We start from the raw sequence: 18,573 nt of genomic DNA, 5'->3' as shown, positions 1-18,573 counted from the left end.
GATTAAGTCTAAACAGGGACTTAAATATATGAAATTGACTTGTTAACAACTTGTTAACAATTAATAAATCGACGAACTGAATGTTTTTTTCTTTGAACGTAACATACGACTATTGTATATGCGCTCTAAAGCTGAATTTATATCTTGATATTTTGGTGTAAGTTCAATTAATCTGCCATTACTATCTGTTGTCAATTGCTTTTTACAACATTTACAAGTATATTCTTTTACATGTTTAGTTACTTTCTTTGTTACTTGATAATTGTGACCAAATAAGTTGCAGTAAAGTTTAGTAAGTGTCATGGTAGATTTGTTTTTATATTGTCTTTTTTAGTTAGAAAAGTAAACTTAGAAAAAAAAGAGGCTAAAAACGTTTAAGTGAATTATTTTTCGATAAAATGTTTTAAAATGTAAGTTAATTCTGATATATTTTCAATATAACTCATATGCCCTTCGGAGAGTTCTTTGTGAATTATCATAGAGTTTTTAATTTGAATTGCAATTTTTTCAGAACTAATCAGTGAATCTTTTTCACCAGTAATGATGAGCTTTTTCCCTTTAAGATTTTTAAAAATTTCGAAACGATTTGGTCTTAGCTTCATCCCTTCTTGAGCCGCAATATAACCTTGTAATGGTATTTGTAGTGCTATTTTTAGGGCAGCTTCAAATTCTTTCTTAAATCTTATTTTACTTTCTGGTGCAAATAGATTTGCAAAAGACATACGAACTAAATTTTCATAATTAGTGTGAGCCATTTTAATAGCTCGGCTTCTTTGGTCTTTCCTTTCATTGTCATCAGCTTCAAATGTTGAATTCATTAAGCACAAACCTTCAAAAAGCTGAGGTTGTTTTTCTGCCAGTGCTAATGAAACATATCCTCCCATAGAATGTCCAATACATTTTGCTTTTTTAATTTTTAGATGTTCCAGAACAACTAAAACGGCATCAGCCATATCCTCCATAGTATGAATATAACCTATGCAATCAGTTTTACCATGACCTAATAAATCAATACAAATGACTTGATGGTTTTGGGATAATTCAGTAACTAAGTTTTTCCACATATCTAAAGTCTCAAGAAAGCCATGAAGTAAAATGATTGTAGATCCCTTTCCTGAAATCGTATAATTAATGTTTATGTTCTTGTATTCTAATTGCATAGCACAAAGATAAATTTTGAAACTAATTCTAAGGTTTAATCATCACTAACATTTATTATATTTGAAGCTACTCATTATAAATTATTATTCACATGTTTTTAAAGCGACTATTAATTCTTGTTTTTACGATAAGTGCAGTTTCAACAAATGCTCAAATCGAAGACGCAGAACTTGATAAACTTATAAAAGAAACCTTAACCACTTTTGATGTGCCTGGTATTTCTGTAGGTATATTTAAAGACGGAAAAGAAGTTTATGCTAAAGGTCACGGACTCCGTTCATTGACCACTAAAAAAGACATGAATGATAACACCTTAGTTGGCGTAGCTTCTAATAGTAAAGGCTTTACTTGTTTTGCTTTAGCTATGATGGTCGATGCTGGAAAATTAGAATGGGATGATCCAGTACGCAAATATATTCCAGAATTTCAGTTACACGATTCTTGGGTAACGAAACATTTTACAGTTAGAGATTTGGTAACGCATAGAAGCGGAATGGGATTAGGTGCCGGTGACTTAATGTTTTTTCCAGAAGGTAATGACTTTGATGTCGATGATGTCATTAATAATGTAAAATACTTAGAACCTGAAACTTCTTTTAGAAGCAAATTCGCATACAATAATAACATGTTTATTATTGCTGGCGAAGTTTTAAAACGTGTTAGTGGATTGTCTTGGGAAGACTTTACTGAAACTAAGATTATGAAACCTGTTGGTATGAAAAATTCTAAAGCATCATATAATCGTGTGACAGATAAATCGAATATCATCGATGCGCATACCAGAGTAGAAGGTAAGGTGATTCAGATTCCACATGATTGGAGTGAAACCGCAAATGCAGCAGGAGGTATTGTGAGTAATGTACATGATATGATGACTTGGGCAAAGTTCTTAATGAATGATGCTGTGACGGAAAGTGGAGAACGTTTATTAGATGCAAGATTGTTTCATGAGTTATGGCAACTACAAACTCCATTGACGGTTCGTCCTGGTGACTGGTATAATTCTAATTTTAGAGGTTACGGTTTGGGTTGGTTTTTAACTGACGTTAAAGGAGGGCATAAACAAGTGTATCATACAGGTGGATTATTAGGAACCGTAACTCAGTTTACGATGATTCCAGCTTTAGATTTAGCAATTGTAGTCTTGACGAATCAAATGAATGGTTCGGCTTTTAATACGATTACAAACACGATTAAAGATTCGTATTTAGGTTATGAGAATAGAGGTTGGTTGAAAAGATATGGAGCGCGAAATGCAGATTATCTAAAGTTTAACGATAGTATAAAATCAGCTGTTTATTTGAAGACTTCAAAAATGAAAGGGAATACAACGTTTCCAAAACCGGAACACATTGTTGGAACCTATACAGACGATTGGTTTGGTGATGTTATGATATCTCATGATGGTAAAACCTATAGCATAAAGTGTAAACGTTCTCCGGCCCTATTTGGTGAACTACTACCGTATAACGCTACGACTTATGTAACGAAGTGGAACAATAGAAGTTTTGATGCTGATGTCTATGTACAATTTACTTTTAATGAAAAAGGAGAAGCAGTTTCAGCTAGTATGAAATACATTGCTCCAATTACTGACTTTAGTTTCGATTTCCATGATTTAGAACTTATAAAGACCAACTAAGTGAACATTCAACGTAAAGAATTATTAGTCACAAGTTTTGCTTTATTCTCACTTTTTTTCGGCGCAGGAAACTTGTTGCTACCACCATTACTAGGTTACAATGCAGGTGAAAATTGGCTATGGGTTTCCTTAGGATTTATGATTACTGCTGTGCTCATTCCAATTATTGGAATACTAGCACATGCCAAACTTCAAGGCACCATGTACGATTTTGGAAAGAAAGTCTCACCTTGGTTTAGCTCCATCTATTGTATTATCGTTTATATTATTTCAGTTGCGATTCCGTCTCCAAGAACGGCATCTGCAACGCACGAAATTGCGATTCATCCAGCCTTTGGTACAAGCCCATTATTAACTAGCGCTATTTACTTTACATTGGTTTTGGTGTTTGTGTTAAACCGCTCAAAAATTTTAAATCTTCTTGGTAAGTATTTAACACCTTGTATTGTCATTATACTTTTGGCAGTCATTGGAATTGCCTTATCGTCGTCTTCATTTGCAACTGGAACCTCAACATTTGAAACACCAATTGTTACCGGAATTTTAGAAGGCTATCAAACCTTTGATGCTATTGGTGCTGTAGTCGTTGGAGCTGTGATTATTGTCTCCTTAAAGTTTAAAAATATGAAAGTGAGTCAGTTCGACTCTAAACGTAAACTCATACGACAATCAGGATTTATAGCTGGTTCTGGACTCTTTATCATTTATGCAGGACTCATTGCAGTTGGTGCTTATTATGGTTCTCAGATTGAAGTCAATTCAGAGCTTAGCACAGATATGCAACGCGCCAATTTATTGCGAGGCATTAGCATTGCAGCATTAGGTAATTTTGGAAACACGGTTTTAAGTGTACTAATTTCTTTAGCGTGTTTTACAACAGCTGTTGGTATCGTTGCAGGTACAGCAGATTATTTTAGAGGCTTGTTTAATAAATCTCAAAACGCTTATGTGATTACAGCTATTATTGCTTGTATTGCAGGAGTCGGAGTTGGACAGTTAGATTTCCATTCTATTATTGTTATTGCCTATCCAATATTGTTATTCATTTATCCAATAACCATAATGCTTATTCTTCTAAATGTAATGCCAGGTCGTATTGCAACACCATTAGTATTTAGAGCTGTGGTTATCGTCACCTTTATTTTTAGTACACCTGATGTGATTGGATTTATTAGTCCTTCTGAGAGCTTAAAAAGTATCACTGACTATATTCCATTAGCCAAACAAAGTTTGGGTTGGGTTTTACCAGCTTTAGCCACTTTTGTTGTGACCTATCTTGTACAACCCAAAAGTAATGTATAGATGAAGTACATGGGAAGCAAGGCACGTTTTGCCAAAGATTTATTACCCGTTATTCTAAAGGATAGACAACCCAACCAAGCCTACCTCGAACCTTTTGCTGGTGGCATGAATATGATTGACAAAGTCGATGGTATTCGCATTGCTAACGATCAACACCAAGAACTCATGGCCATGTGGCAAGCCTTAATTTACGACAATTGGGATCCACCAGAATTGGTTAGCGAAGAAGAGTACAAACACATAAAATATAATCCAAATAAATACCCAAAGCATTTAGTGGGTTATGTTGGTTTTAATTCTTTTGGTGGTAAGTGGTTTGCAGGTTACAGACGTGATAAAGAAGGTAAGCGCGATTATTGGGGTGAGCATTATCGAAACATTACCAAGCAAGTACCAAAATTAGAAGGTTTGCAATTGTTTTGTAAATCTTATCTCGAGTTAGATATTCCTAAAAATAGCATTATCTATTGTGATCCTCCTTATGCTTCTACAACTAAATATCGCCATGGTTTTGACCACGACCAATTTTGGGAGTGGTGCAGACAACAAAGCAAAGCTGGTCACCACGTTTTTATAAGCGAATATAATGCTCCAGATGATTTTAAATGTATTTGGGAAAAAGATGCCAAAACGACCTTTTCTTGGCATGCTGAGAATTTATCGACTAAGGTGGCTTTGGAGCGGTTGTTTGTTTACAGAATCTAATTCATCAAATCCTCAATCTCCTCAATGTCAATTGGGATATTGCGCATTAAATTAAACGGTTCACCAGACTCTTGTATCACCACATCATCTTCTAAACGAATACCAAAACCTTCGTCTGGGATATAAATACCAGGTTCTACAGTAAAGACCATATTAGCTTGCATAGTTTCGTGTAGTAAACCATAATCGTGTGTGTCTAATCCCATATTGTGAGAGGTACCATGCATAAAGTATTTTTTATAAGCTGGCCAATCTGGGTTTTCGTTTTGTACATCGGCTTTGTCAATAAGACCTAGGCCTAATAATTCTGAGGTCATTAGTTTACCAACTTCAATATGGTATTGTTCCCAAAGTGTTCCAGGCACTAGCATTTTGGTCGCTTCGTTCTTCACTCTGTTTACCGCATTATAAACCGATTTTTGTCTTTCGTTATAACGACCAGAAACAGGAATAGTACGTGTCATATCACTCGCATAATTAGCATATTCTGCACCAGCATCAATAAGAATTAAATCACCAGCTTTACATTGTTGGTTGTTCTCTATATAGTGTAAAACATTGGCATTGTTTCCTGAGCCCACAATTGGAGTATAAGCAAATCCTTTAGAACGGTTGTTGAGGAATTCGTGCATAAATTCTGCTTCGATATTGTATTCCCAAACCTCTGGTTTTACAAAATTAAGCACACGCCTAAAACCTTTTTCTGTGATATCACAGGCTTTTTGGATGAGGTCTAATTCTATTTGATCTTTTACAGAACGTAAGCGTTGTAAAATAGGATTGCTCTTCGCTACAGAATGCGCAGGATATTTGTTGGTTAACCATTTCGTAAAACGGTCTTCGCGAGTTTCGGTTTCTACGTTGGCTCTATAATGCTCGTTGGTATTAATATAAACCGTATCGCATTGGGTCATGATTTCGAACATCACCTTTTCCATATCCTGTAACCAATACACAGTTTTAATTCCGCTTGTTTTTAAGGCTACTTCTTTGGTTAGTTTTTCACCTTCCCAAATGGCGATGTGCTCGTTGGTTTCTTTTAAGAATAAAATCTCTCTGTGCTTTTCTTTTGGGCAATCTGGGAATAGCACTAAAATACTCTCTTCTTGATCTACACCACTTAAATAAAAGATATCGCGATGCTGTTGAAACGGCATAGTACTATCTGCACTTATAGGATAAATATCATTAGAGTTAAACACAGCTAAACTGCTTGGCTTCATCTGAGCCATAAAGTTTTTACGGTTTTTGATAAAGAGCTGATTGTTGATTAGATCGTATTTCATGTAAATTTTAATTTTCATTCCCACGAAAGTGGGAATTTCATTGGTGTATCCAAAAATACCAATTTGATAAGCATAAAAAAAGGCAATCTTAAATAAGATTGCCTAATTAATATTGATAGGTAAAAAGTTATTTAGCCATAGCTTTTTTTATCATTCCGATAACAGCCATAACAATACCACCTCCAACTCCACCTCCGGCAACACTGCCTAAGATACTACTAAGATCCATTCCAGATGATGCTGCTGCAGCTTCTGCGCCTCCTCCTAGAACCATGCCTAGAACTTGTCCACCGAGACCACCACCAAGAATACCTGCAACAGAATTCCAAAGGGTTCCTAAGTTAAAATTTTTCATAAGCTTGCCAGCAACATTTCCACCGACAGCTCCACTCACGAGTTGAATAATTAAGGGTAAATACTCTTCCATCATAATATAAATTTATTAGTTAATTGGGATAAATGTAATGAATTTATATAAAAAAATGTTAAAAAATAGATGAATAGATATTTTAATAGTGTAAAAATTGTCAAAATGATAATTACTATGTGTGTTAAAAATTAACATAGGTGTTTGATGGTTCTGTTTGAAATGATTAAATTATACCACTAAAACCAACCAATATGTCATTTTCAAAAACACTTACATTTTTACTTTTTATAAGTTCATTTTTTGCTATTGCACAACAATCTTCAACTCCTGCTGAAACTATTAAACAAGCCTTGATACAAAAAAATGCGCTTACACAATCTTCATTGGTTAAAAATGTACCTTTTAAAAATATTGGACCAACGATTATGAGTGGTCGTGTGGTAGATGTGGATGTAAATCCGGATATGCCTTCAGAGTTTTATGTTGGTTATGCCTCTGGTGGTGTTTGGCATACTACAAATAATGGCACTACGTTTACTCCAGTTTTAGATAGCTCGGACACACAGAATGTTGGCGATATTGCTGTGCATTGGCCAACCAGAACGATTTACGTAGGTACTGGCGAGAATAATGCATCGAGATCCTCCTATGCTGGTATCGGAATTTTAAAATCTACAGATAACGGAAAAACTTGGGATAATGTTGGACTAATGGATGCACATCACTTTGCACCGATTTTGATTCATCCTGATAATGCAGATGTGGTAACTGTTGGAGTTACAGGCCATTTATACTCACCTAATGATGAACGTGGTATTTATAAAACTACTGATGGAGGTAAGACTTGGAAACAAACATTGTTTGTAGATAATATGAGTGGTATTATTGATTTGCAACATAGCCCATCTAATTATAATGTGATGTATGCTAGTTCTTGGACTAAAGATAGAAAGGCATGGAATTTTTCAGGAAATGGAAACAACTCAAGAATCTATAAAAGTACTGATGCAGGTGAAACTTGGACTAAAATTTCAACTAAAGGAAGTGGTTTTCCAATAGGTGAAGGAGTTGGTCGAATAGGTGTTGCGGTTTACAATGATAATATTGTTTATGCTATACACGACAGTCAATTTAGAAGACCAGATGATAAGAAAAAAGAAGAGCGACGAGGTTTAGATAAAAATGATTTTAAAACCATGTCTAATGCAGATTTCCTTGCACTAGAAGATAAGAAGCTAAATAGGTTCTTAAAAACAAATGGTTTTCAAGAAAAATATAGAGCAGAGAATGTAAAGCAAATGGTACGTTCTGGGAATGTAAAACCTATTGATTTAGCTAAGTATTTAGAAGATGCTAACTCAATGTTATTTGATACACCAGTTGTTGGTGCAGAGGTATACAAAAGTACAGATGGAGGAAAATCTTGGAGTAAAACACATGATGCTTATTTGGATGGTATTTATTTTAGTTACGGTTACTACTTTGGGCATATCCATGTATCGCCTTCGGATGAAAATGCAATTTATATCTATGGTGTACCTATTGTAAAGTCGAAAGACGGAGGAAAATCTTGGGCATCAATAAGTGCAGAAAATGTACATGCAGATCACCATTCCCTTTGGATAAATCCTAAAAATCCAAATCATTTAATTGACGGAAATGATGGTGGAGTTAACATTACCTATGATGATGGTGAGAACTGGATTAAAAACAACTCACCTTCTGTAGGTCAGTTTTATGCGATTAATGTAGATAATGAAAAGCCGTATAACGTTTATGGTGGATTACAAGATAATGGTGTTTGGAAAGGTGCTAATAATGCTAGAGAAGATAAAGGTTGGCATCAAAGAGGTCAGTATCCATGGAAATCTATAATGGGAGGTGACGGTATGCAAATAGAAATAGATAATCGCAATTCTAATGTTGTTTACACAGGATTTCAATTCGGAAATTACTTTCGATTAAATACCGAAACAAGAGAACAAACCTATATACAACCTAAACACACTTTAGGTGAAAACCCTTATCGTTTTAATTGGCAAACACCAATTTTGCTGTCACCTCACAATCAAGATATATTGTACTTAGGAGGCAATAAATTAATGCGTTCTATGAATCAAGGTAATGATTGGGAGGCTATTAGTGAGGATTTAACTCAAGGAGGAAAAAAAGGAAATGTAGCTTATGGCACTTTGGCATCTATTAGTGAAAGTCCATTTCAGTTTGGATTAATTTACACTGGTAGTGATGATGGATTAGTAAATGTTACTAAAAATGCAGGAGGTAGCTGGGCAACTATTTCAAATTCATTTCCAAAAGATTTATGGGTAAGCAGAGTAATAGCTTCTAAGCATAAAAAAGAACGTGTTTATGTGACATTGAATGGTTACCGATGGGATGATTTTAAGGTATATGCCTACATGAGTGATGACTACGGACAGACTTGGAAATCTATTAGTAGTAATATACCAGCTTCTCCAGTAAATGTGATTTGTGAGGACTCATCTTCAGAAAATATATTGTATTTAGGAACTGATAATGGTGCCTATGTCTCTTTCAATCAAGGTGAATCTTGGGAAATCTTTTCAAACGGAGTGCCAAATGTCGCTGTACATGATATTGTTATTCAACCTGAAGCAAAAGATTTATTATTAGCTACTCATGGGCGAAGCATTTATAAAGCGAATATAGCTCCATTACAAAAGATGAATGCCGACATGAAAGAAAAAGCAATTACAATTTTTGATGTATCATCTACAAGATATTCTAGTCGTTGGGGAAGTTCTTGGAGTCAATGGTTAGAGGCATATGATCCAGAAAAAACAATTCAGTTTTATAGTAATTCTAAAGGGCAAAAAACAATTAAAATTCTGTCTGAAAATGGCACTGAATTGAATAGTATGAAAGTTGATGCGGATAAAGGTTTTAACTATGTGGATTATAATTTAGACATCACTAAAAAAGGACGCAAAGCTTTATTAAAAGAAAATACAAATATAGATATCATTGAAAAAAGTAATGGAAAGTATTACTTACCAAAAGGCATCTACACCATACAGATTGAAGATGTTAAGACTAAGCTTGAGATAAAATAGTCCGTTTGTATATAGAGAATACTCACGTTTTTTTAGACTTTAATTCTAAAATTAATTGAGCGTACTCTTCGTCTAATTTGTCATTTTCATAAGTATAATACTTTTCTGTATTTATACGTCTTTTATCATTCCGAACTTGAGCTTTTTCGTTAATTTTTGTATCTAAAATTTTTACGTAGTCCACAACGTCATGAAGATTTACATAAGTTATATTCTTTAATTGACCACTTTGTCTTGTAAAATCAAAATAGAACGAGGCAAGCTGGTCTAGAATAATATGTTTTTCGGATTCGGATTTATGTTTAAAATTCAATAAATCTACTCCTACTTTTCTTTTCCAATAGTAGGTGTTGATATAGTCATTTTGTAAATAATCTAATTTAGCCCAGTAATTAACAACCGAATTAATCCATGAAGAAGGTTTTCTTGTAATAACAATATATTCAAAATTTTTGGCCAATTTATGCTGAGTTAATTCTTTTATATATGCGCTAAAGAAACCAGAACATTCTAGCTTTAGATTTAGAGTATTTAATCGTTTAATAAAAAAAGTATCAAATTTTTTCTCAAAAAACTTTAGCGATAAATATTGCATCGGCTCATGCTGAGCAATTTCCTTATTATATGCTGCAGCTAAGAATGTTGTTCCTGTTTTGTACGGTGATATACAGTAAATCGTTTGATGTTCTTTTACAGTTTTCGAAGAATAATTATTTAAAGCTAAATAATGTTTTAACGCTTGTAATTCCTTAATAGGTTTTGCCAAGAATGAATTCATTAATCGTTTTTGGTAATTACTCATAAGAATTATATTTAGATAACTAATATAGCAACTAAAGCAATAGAACCCATAGAATGGCAATGATTTTGTTAAGATTGACTTTTGGTTTGTTGAAAAGATAGCTTTAATTACTTGAGCAATTCGAATGATAAATTTGAGTTTCTGTAAATTAATTTTGTAAAATAAGGAAGCTTAACAACGGTTTACTTTTGCACTTCTTTTACAGTTTTTTGACATAAAGACCAATACTAAAACCTAGATTTGGTGGCATAATAATTGCAGCAATTATAATATAATGCGTTTTTTCGTTTTATAATACCAGCTGTTAATTAAACCATCAATCAATCATGTTAAAGTATTTTACTGCAGTACTCTCGCTTTTCTTTTTTCTTAATTCATTCGCTCAAGAAGATACCACAGAGCAACTCAAAATATTTTTAGATTGTAATGTCTGTGATGACGACTTTATGCGACAGAATTTAGGGAATGTTCAGTTTGTAAGAGATCAAGATCTTAGTGATGTACATTTATTTTTTGTGACACAACGAAATGCTAGTGGAGGAAGAAGTTATGATGTCGATTTTATTGGTAAAAACGATTTTGAAACCATTAATTATAAACTTAGTTTTTCTACGGATTCTAATATGACAAGAGATGATGTTAAAAAACATAAAGCTAGGTTTAGTAAGGTTCTGGATTGCAAAAGGAACTACAACTGAAGTCACTGTTAATGTACCAACACCTGAAAATGAAGAAGAAAAAATTGAAGAAAAAGATCCTTGGAACTATTGGGTGTTTAGGGTTGGTGCCAATGGATTTTTTAATGGGTAAGAAACTAATAAATCAAGCAACTTAGGATTTAATTTATCGGCTAGAAGTGTCACTGATAAAAACAAGTTTTCGTTTAGAATTAATTTTAATGAAAACAAATCTACATTTACGTTTGATGGTGATGATATCGTAGCAGTTAATAACAGTAAATCTATAAGAGTAAGTGATGTTTTGAGTATTAACGACCATTAGTCTTATGGTATTAATGGAAATATTGGAACGTCAACATATAGTAATTATGATTTGTTTTGGCGATTAAGACCAGCAATTGAGTACAACTTTTTTAAGTATTCAGAATCTGCAAAAAAGCAACTTATCTTGTCTTATAGAAATGGGTTATATTTTAATGATTATATAGAGCGTTCAGTTTTTGCTGAAGATGACGAATTGTTATTTCAGCATTCATTCTTATTAGGCGGAAGTGTGAGACAAGAATGGGGAAATATTAATGGTGAAGCATCTTTCAATCAATTTTTGCACGATGGTACTTTGAAGTCTTTTGGATTTTATTTAGGTGCTAACGTTCGTGTTTTTAAAGGCTTTAACTTTAATATTGGAGGCAACTATAGAATAACAAGAGACCAAATTAATTTACCTGCTGGAGACGTCTCTTTAGAAGAGTTATTGTTGCAGCAGCAGCAGTTACAATCTGGTTATAACTACTCTGTAAGTGTTGGTTTTAGTTATCAGTTTGGTTCTATTTATAATTCTATAGTCAATCCAAGATTCAACTTTTAGATTAAAATCATTCTAAATAAATAATTATAATTAAGTGTAGTTGCCATTACAACGTTTGCGCAGTATCTTTGTCGTACAAATAACTAACTACAATACAATGAGCGGAATTCTAAATTCGTCGATTGGAAGAAAGTTTGCCATGGCGCTTTCGGCACTCTTCCTAATGGTTTTTTTATTACAACATTTTGCAATTAACATACTCTCGGTTTTTAGTTCTGATGCGTTTAACGAAGCGTCTCACTTTATGGGAACTTTTTGGGCAGTGCAGTATTTATTACAACCTCTATTAATTTTAGGAGTGATTTTTCACTTTGTTATGGGCTTTGTACTTGAAATCAAGAATAATAGATCAAGACAAATAAGTTATGTTAAAAATAATGGAGCTGCTAATTCATCATGGATGAGTAGAAACATGATTTGGAGTGGTTTGGCAATTTTAGCTTTTATGGTGCTTCACTTTATAGATTTTTGGATTCCAGAAATAAACACAAAGTATATTGTTGGTGATATGACAGGTATGCACAATGGTGAGTATAGATATTTTCACGAATTAGTTGAAAAATTCCATAGCCCATTGCGTGTAGGAGCTTATGTTGTGGCATTCATATTCTTAGCATTACACTTATTACATGGTTTTAGTTCAGCATTTCAATCAGTTGGTGCTAACAATAAATACACCGATGGATTGAAGAAGTTTAGTAAAATATATGCGATTGGTATTCCTTTAGGGTTCATTTTCATTGCATTATTTCATCATTTAACAGGACATTAAAATTATATCTAATATGGCTTTAGATTCTAAAATACCAGAAGGTCCAATTTCAGACAAATGGACTAATTATAAAAATCACATTGACTTAGTAAATCCAGCAAACAAACGTAACATAGATGTTATTGTTGTTGGTACAGGATTAGCAGGTGGATCAGCTGCTGCGACTCTAGCAGAGTTAGGTTATAATGTAAAAGCATTTTGTTTTCAAGATTCACCAAGACGAGCTCACTCTATTGCGGCTCAAGGAGGAATTAATGCTGCAAAAAATTATCAAGGGGATGGTGATTCAACCTATAGATTGTTTTACGATACTGTAAAGGGAGGTGATTACCGATCTAGAGAAGCTAACGTTTATCGTTTAGCAGAGGTGTCTACAAATATTATCGATCAATGTGTAGCGCAAGGCGTTCCTTTTGCTCGTGAGTATGGTGGATTATTAGATAACCGTTCGTTTGGTGGAGTATTAGTATCACGAACCTTTTATGCTGCAGGACAAACCGGTCAGCAATTATTATTAGGAGCTTATTCTGCTATGAATCGTCAGATTGGTCGTGGTAAAATAAAGATGTACAACCGACACGAAATGTTAGACGTTGTAAAAGTTGATGGAAAAGCAAGAGGTATAATAACTCGTAACTTAATTACTGGAGAAATTGAAAGACATTCTGCTCACGCTGTTGTTTTAGGTACAGGTGGTTATGGTAATGTATTTTTCTTATCTACAAATGCTATGGGATCTAATGTAACAGCAGCTTGGAAAGCACACAAGCGTGGTGCTTACTTTGCAAATCCTTGTTACACACAGATTCACCCAACATGTATACCAGTTTCTGGAGATCACCAGTCTAAGTTAACCTTAATGTCCGAGTCTTTACGTAACGATGGACGTATTTGGGTGCCAAAATATTTAAAAGATGTTGAAGCTATTAGAAATAAAACCTTAAAGCCAACAGATCTTGCTGAAGAAGATCGCGATTATTATTTAGAACGTCGTTATCCTGCATTTGGTAATTTAGTACCACGTGATGTCGCATCTCGTGCTGCCAAAGAGCGAAGTGATGCTGGTTTTGGTGTTAATGCGACAGGAGAAGCTGTATATTTAGATTTTGCTGCTGCAATTGTGCGTTATGGTAAAGAGGCTGCGCATGTGAAAGGGTTAGACGAGAATGATACAAGTTTAGTAAAAAAATTAGGTCAAGAAGTTGTTAAAACTAAATATGGGAACCTTTTCCAGATGTATGAAAAAATTGTAGATGAGAATCCTTATGAAACCCCTATGATGATTTATCCAGCAGTTCATTATACAATGGGTGGAGTTTGGGTAGATTATAATTTAATGACTACAGTTCCTGGGTTATATTGTATAGGTGAAGCTAACTTCTCTGATCATGGCGCAAATAGACTTGGTGCTTCGGCATTAATGCAAGGTTTAGCAGATGGATATTTTGTATTACCTTATACAATAGGTGACTATTTATCTGATGATATTAGAACAGGTCCTATTTCAACAGATACCAAGGAGTTTGAAGAAGCAGAGGCTGAGGTTAGAAAAAACATTGATCACTTAATTAATAATAATGGAACACATTCTGTTGATTACTTTCACAAGCGTTTAGGTAAAATTATGTGGAATAAGTGTGGAATGGCTAGAAATGCTCAAGACTTAAAGTCTGCAATTACTGAGATTTCAGAGTTAAGAGCAGAGTTTTGGAAAGATGTTAGAGTACCTGGCTCTCAAAATGAGTTTAATGAGGAGCTAGCAAAAGCGGCTCGAGTAGCTGATTTCTTAGAACTTGGAGAGTTATTCGCTAAGGATGCTTTACAGCGCGAAGAATCTGCAGGTGGACACTTCCGAGAAGAATATCAAACGGCTGAAGGGGAAGCGATGCGTAAAAAAGAATTCCAGTATGTTTCTGCATGGGAATATAAAGGAGAGCCAAAGGATGCAGTACTTCACAAAGAAGAATTAGCATACGAGAATATTAAAGTGAAAGAAAGAAGTTATAAATAAGAAAAGCTATGAATCTTAATCTAAAAATCTGGAGACAGAAAAATGCTAACGATAAAGGAAAAATGGTGGATTACCCAATCAGTAATGTCTCGCCAGATATGTCTTTTCTTGAAATGTTAGATATATTAAATAACGAGCTAATAGAAAAAGGTGAAGAACCGGTTTCTTTTGACCATGATTGTCGAGAAGGAATCTGTGGATCTTGTTCATTATATATCAATGGTGAAGCACATGGGCCAGATCGTTTAATAACGACTTGTCAGTTGCACATGCGTACCTTTAAGGATGGCGAAACAATTGTTATTGAACCTTGGAGAGCAAAAGCATTTCCTGTAATAAAAGATTTAGTTGTAGATAGAACTGCTTTTGATCGTATACAACATGCTGGTGGTTTTATTTCTGTTAATACATCAGGAAATACTATAGATGCAAACGCCATTCCTATTAATAAAGAAGATGCAGATAATGCATTTGCTGCTGCTACTTGTATTGGATGTGGTGCATGTGTTGCTTCATGTAAAAACTCTTCAGCAATGTTATTTGTAGGAGCTAAAGTCTCTCAGTTTGCCTTATTACCACAGGGACAAGTAGAGGCAACAGATCGTGTTTTAAATATGGTTAAACAAATGGATGAAGAAGGATTTGGTAACTGTACTAATACTGGAGCATGTGAGGTAGAATGTCCTAAAGGTATTTCTTTAGAGAATATTGCGCGTATGAATCGTGAGTATTTATCTGCAAGCCTAAAAGGTTAACTATCTGAGAAAATAAAACATAAAATGCTTATCCTAAGATAAATTTTGTCTTAGGATTTTTTCTTTTATTTGATATTAATATCCCTAAAATGAAAAATAGAATAACTTCCCTTATTGGTCTCATACTTTTTATAATACAAAGTCGTGCACAAAATAAAATAGAGGAATTTGACGGAGACAAACTTTTAGAGCGCATAGAGATTCTAAGTTCAGATAAATTTGAAGGCCGTAAAACAGGTGAAAAGGGGAATGATTCTGCTAGAGCATATATCATTCAACAATTTAAAAGTTTAAATGTAAAAGGTCTTAACGGAAAATATGAACACCCATTTACACTTGATACGGGAAGCTGTAAATTAAATGCTAATAATATATTAGTAGAAATAAAAGGGGCAGAATTCCCAGAAAAATATGTAGTTATTAGTGCGCATCATGACCATTTAGGTGTTTCAGGCAAAAATATTTATAACGGAGCAGATGATGATGCTTCAGGTGTTTCAGCATTATTTAGTTTTGCTGAATATCTTACAAATAATCCACCTAAACACTCGGTAATATTAGCTGCTTTTGATGCGGAAGAATTAGGACTTAGAGGAGCGAAAAATTTTGTTGAAACATTTGATAATAGTAAAATCGTACTTAATATAAATATGGATATGATTAGTCGTAGCTCTAAAGACGAATTATATGTTGTTGGTTCGCGCTATAATAACGTATTAAAAAAGGTAGTTGATGATTTTAAAAATCCAACGTCTTCAAAATTATTAGAAGGCCATGATGGCAGTGATGATAAACAAGATTGGACATTAGCTTCAGACCATGGACCTTTTCATAAAGCAAAGATTCCATTTTTATATTTTGGAAACGAAGACCATGCGGCTTATCATGCTCCAACAGATGTTTTCGAAGATATTACTCCACAATTTTATAAGAATTCAGTAAAGATTATTTTATCTATTTTTGAAGCTGTTGACGCTTCAAGTATAATCTTAAACTAAATAAATGCAAGACCAAGAGTCGTTTTATAAATCTCAATTAGATATACATAAAACCCAAGCAAAGCGTATTTTCAAACAGATGAGTTTGTTGAGTACGCTTAGACTTATTGTTTTCTTAGTTACCGCTTTTGGTATATACTTAAGTTTTAAAGAATGGAAAATAGCTATACTAATAGGTATTGTAGGTGTTGCAATTTTTTTATTCCTACTGTCTAAGTATACAGATTTAAAAGCAAAAAGAGCACTTCATAAAAGACTAGTAACTATCAATGAAAATGAACTTAGAATCGGATCTGGTAATTTTCATGACCGAGCTGATGGTTCAGAGTTTCAAAATCCAAAACATTTTTATAGTCTAGATATTGATTTATTTGGCAAAGGGTCTTTCTTTCAGTTTATAGACAGAACTACAATAAAAGAAGGCAAAAATAAACTAACGGAATATTTATTGGCCAATGATATTTTAGAAATTGAAACTAGGCAAGAGGCTATTAAAGAATTAGCATTATTACCTCAATGGCGACAATATTATTCAGGTGTTGCTCAAGGTGTAGAAGTAGAACATTCTGCAAAGTCGATTATAAAATGGCTTAAAAGTTATAGTCCTTTTTTAAGTTCTATTCGATATTGGTTCACTATAGCGTTTAGTTTAGTCTCAGGAATAATTTTGGTTTTAGGGATCACAGAAGTTATTTCTATTGCATTTATTGGGTATTGGTTATTGTTGGGTCTAGGTATTACAGCTATGTATTTAAAGCGTATTAATAGTATTGCTCAGCATACAGAAAGAGCAAAAGATACTTTTAGACAATATGCGTTATTGTTAGAACGTATAGAGGGACAAGAATTTGAATCTTCATTATTGAAGATGCAGCAACAAAAAATTAGATCAGAGAATTTAAAAGCTTCTCAAATTTTCTCTAAATTCTCAAAAGCTTTAGATGCCTTAGATAATAGAAATAACTTGATATCTGCCATCTTTGGAAATGGACTACTACTTTGGGATATTAGACAAACCTATCATATAGAACAATGGATAACTAAATATGCCGATAAAGTTGAAGACTGGTTTGAAGTGGTCACTTTTTTTGATGCATATAATAGTTTTGGAAACTATGCTTTTAATCATCAAAAATTTACTTACCCTATCATTACAGATAAACTAACGACCATTTCTACAGAAGAATTAGGACATCCATTATTAAATATTGAAAAGCGTATTGATAGTGATTTAGAACTACAAGATCAACAATTTTTTATTGTAACTGGTGCAAATATGGCTGGGAAGAGCACGTTTTTAAGAACCGTAGCTTTACATATTGTTATGGCCAATGTTGGACTACCTGTTTGCGCTAAAGAAAGTAAGTACAAGCCAATTAAGTTAATCACTAGTATGCGCACTACAGATTCTTTAACGGACGACAGTTCATATTTCTTTAGTGAACTAACACGTCTTAAGTTTGTAGTTGATACTATTGAAAATGACACGAACTATTTTGTGATTTTAGATGAAATTCTAAAGGGCACAAACAGCACAGACAAGGCTATTGGTTCAAGGAAGTTTGTTGAGAAATTAGTAAAACTAAATGCTACAGGAATTATAGCTACTCACGACTTAAGTCTTACAGAAATTGAAGCAGAATTAGAAGATGTGAAAAATTATTACTTCGATGCAGAAATCATTAACGACGAACTCTTTTTTGATTACAAATTAAAGCAAGGGGTTTGCCAGAATATGAATGCTAGTTTCCTGTTGAAGAAGATGGAAATTGTTTAAAATAAAAAACCCTCTCTGTAAACAGAAAGGGTTTAATACTCTGATAAGAAATAATATCCTAAGCCTCAAAAGGCTCAATAGAAACGTAAGACCTGTTGTCTTTTTTCTTAGTAAACTTTACTAAACCATCAACTTTAGCATGTAAAGTATGGTCTTTTCCTTGGTATACGTTTTCACCTGCATGGTGCGTATTACCTCGTTGTCTTATGATAATGTTTCCAGCAACAGCAGCTTGTCCACCAAAAATTTTAACGCCTAAACGTTTCGATTCTGATTCTCTACCATTCTTCGAACTACCAACTCCTTTTTTATGAGCCATGATCTTAAGGTTTTATATTGTTATACTTAA

At 33.8% G+C, this 18,573-nt stretch carries 18 protein-coding genes; 12 read left to right on the top strand and 6 right to left on the bottom strand.

What is annotated here, in order from left to right; genetic code table 11:
- Positions 1–60: 60 nt before the first annotated feature.
- Both WPG_RS17720 and WPG_RS05690 read right to left on the bottom strand, forming a co-directional pair.
- Positions 61–303: a hypothetical protein gene (locus tag WPG_RS17720; protein WP_084221525.1), complete on the bottom strand. Its 243-nt coding sequence runs from the start codon at positions 301–303 to the stop codon at positions 61–63.
- Between the two features lie 80 nt (positions 304–383).
- On the bottom strand, positions 384–1,160 hold the full coding sequence (locus tag WPG_RS05690) for an alpha/beta fold hydrolase (RefSeq protein ID WP_045470314.1): 777 nt from the start codon (positions 1,158–1,160) through the stop codon (positions 384–386).
- A gap of 92 nt (positions 1,161–1,252) precedes the next feature.
- On the opposite strand from WPG_RS05690, the gene WPG_RS05685 reads away from it, so the two are divergent.
- Genes WPG_RS05685 through WPG_RS05675 form a run of 3 tightly spaced genes read left to right on the top strand, consistent with a single transcriptional unit; the run spans position 1,253 to position 4,810 of the window.
- Positions 1,253–2,803, top strand: coding sequence for a serine hydrolase (locus WPG_RS05685; protein WP_045470311.1), 1,551 nt, complete (start codon positions 1,253–1,255; stop codon positions 2,801–2,803).
- On the top strand, positions 2,804–4,105 hold the full coding sequence (brnQ, locus tag WPG_RS05680) for a branched-chain amino acid transport system II carrier protein (RefSeq protein WP_045470309.1): 1,302 nt from the start codon (positions 2,804–2,806) through the stop codon (positions 4,103–4,105).
- A complete protein-coding gene (locus WPG_RS05675; protein WP_045470306.1) occupies positions 4,106–4,810 on the top strand; it encodes a DNA adenine methylase in 705 nt (234 codons plus the stop codon).
- On the opposite strand, the gene WPG_RS05670 is transcribed toward WPG_RS05675, so the two are convergent.
- Together WPG_RS05670 and WPG_RS05665 are read right to left on the bottom strand one after the other, a co-directional pair.
- Positions 4,807–6,096 (bottom strand): aminopeptidase P family protein, encoded by a 1,290-nt coding sequence (locus tag WPG_RS05670; RefSeq protein ID WP_045475243.1) that lies wholly within the window; start codon positions 6,094–6,096, stop codon positions 4,807–4,809. The genes WPG_RS05675 and WPG_RS05670 overlap by 4 nt on opposite strands.
- 127 nt (positions 6,097–6,223) lie before the next feature.
- On the bottom strand, positions 6,224–6,526 hold the full coding sequence (locus WPG_RS05665; protein WP_231850261.1) for a hypothetical protein: 303 nt from the start codon (positions 6,524–6,526) through the stop codon (positions 6,224–6,226).
- A gap of 191 nt (positions 6,527–6,717) precedes the next feature.
- On the opposite strand from WPG_RS05665, the gene WPG_RS05660 reads away from it, so the two are divergent.
- Complete coding sequence (locus tag WPG_RS05660; RefSeq protein WP_045470302.1) at positions 6,718–9,561, top strand: WD40/YVTN/BNR-like repeat-containing protein; 2,844 nt, start codon at positions 6,718–6,720, stop codon at positions 9,559–9,561.
- Positions 9,562–9,583: 22 nt separating this feature from the next.
- Here the strand turns inward: WPG_RS05660 and WPG_RS05655 are convergent, their stop codons facing one another.
- A complete protein-coding gene (locus WPG_RS05655) occupies positions 9,584–10,363 on the bottom strand; it encodes a hypothetical protein (protein ID WP_045470300.1) in 780 nt (259 codons plus the stop codon).
- Between the two features lie 326 nt (positions 10,364–10,689).
- Here WPG_RS05655 and WPG_RS05650 point away from each other — a divergent pair, with 326 nt between their 5' ends.
- From WPG_RS05650 to WPG_RS05620, 8 genes are all read left to right on the top strand, one after another.
- A complete protein-coding gene (locus tag WPG_RS05650) occupies positions 10,690–11,061 on the top strand; it encodes a hypothetical protein (protein WP_045470297.1) in 372 nt (123 codons plus the stop codon).
- Positions 10,997–11,173, top strand: coding sequence for a hypothetical protein (locus WPG_RS18185; RefSeq protein WP_171817158.1), 177 nt, complete (start codon positions 10,997–10,999; stop codon positions 11,171–11,173). The genes WPG_RS05650 and WPG_RS18185 overlap by 65 nt, the downstream gene beginning before the upstream one ends.
- A gap of 243 nt (positions 11,174–11,416) precedes the next feature.
- Positions 11,417–11,911, top strand: a complete 495-nt coding sequence (locus WPG_RS05645; protein ID WP_045470295.1) for a hypothetical protein — start codon at positions 11,417–11,419, stop codon at positions 11,909–11,911.
- Between the two features lie 97 nt (positions 11,912–12,008).
- Positions 12,009–12,683 carry a succinate dehydrogenase cytochrome b subunit gene (locus tag WPG_RS05640; RefSeq protein ID WP_045470293.1) on the top strand — a complete coding sequence of 225 codons (675 nt, stop codon included), beginning with the start codon at positions 12,009–12,011 and terminating at the stop codon, positions 12,681–12,683.
- A 13-nt stretch (positions 12,684–12,696) separates the two neighbouring features.
- A complete protein-coding gene (locus WPG_RS05635; protein ID WP_045470291.1) occupies positions 12,697–14,694 on the top strand; it encodes a fumarate reductase/succinate dehydrogenase flavoprotein subunit in 1,998 nt (665 codons plus the stop codon).
- Positions 14,695–14,702: 8 nt separating this feature from the next.
- A complete protein-coding gene (locus tag WPG_RS05630) occupies positions 14,703–15,449 on the top strand; it encodes a succinate dehydrogenase/fumarate reductase iron-sulfur subunit (RefSeq protein ID WP_045470289.1) in 747 nt (248 codons plus the stop codon).
- 89 nt (positions 15,450–15,538) lie between these two features.
- On the top strand, positions 15,539–16,447 hold the full coding sequence (locus WPG_RS05625; protein ID WP_045470288.1) for a M28 family peptidase: 909 nt from the start codon (positions 15,539–15,541) through the stop codon (positions 16,445–16,447).
- A gap of 4 nt (positions 16,448–16,451) precedes the next feature.
- On the top strand, positions 16,452–18,224 hold the full coding sequence (locus WPG_RS05620; RefSeq protein WP_045470286.1) for a MutS-related protein: 1,773 nt from the start codon (positions 16,452–16,454) through the stop codon (positions 18,222–18,224).
- A gap of 58 nt (positions 18,225–18,282) precedes the next feature.
- Here the strand turns inward: WPG_RS05620 and rpmA are convergent, their stop codons facing one another.
- The gene (gene rpmA, locus WPG_RS05615) at positions 18,283–18,543 is read right to left on the bottom strand and encodes a 50S ribosomal protein L27 (RefSeq protein ID WP_045470284.1); all 261 of its coding nucleotides are present in this window, start codon (positions 18,541–18,543) and stop codon (positions 18,283–18,285) included.
- Positions 18,544–18,573: the final 30 nt, after the last annotated feature.

It is taken from the genome of Winogradskyella sp. PG-2 (genome assembly GCF_000828715.1).
In the GTDB taxonomy this organism is placed as follows: Bacteria; Bacteroidota; Bacteroidia; order Flavobacteriales; family Flavobacteriaceae; genus Winogradskyella.
Note: the sequence above shows the minus strand (reverse complement) of the source record. Positions and strands in the feature narration are given on the sequence as shown.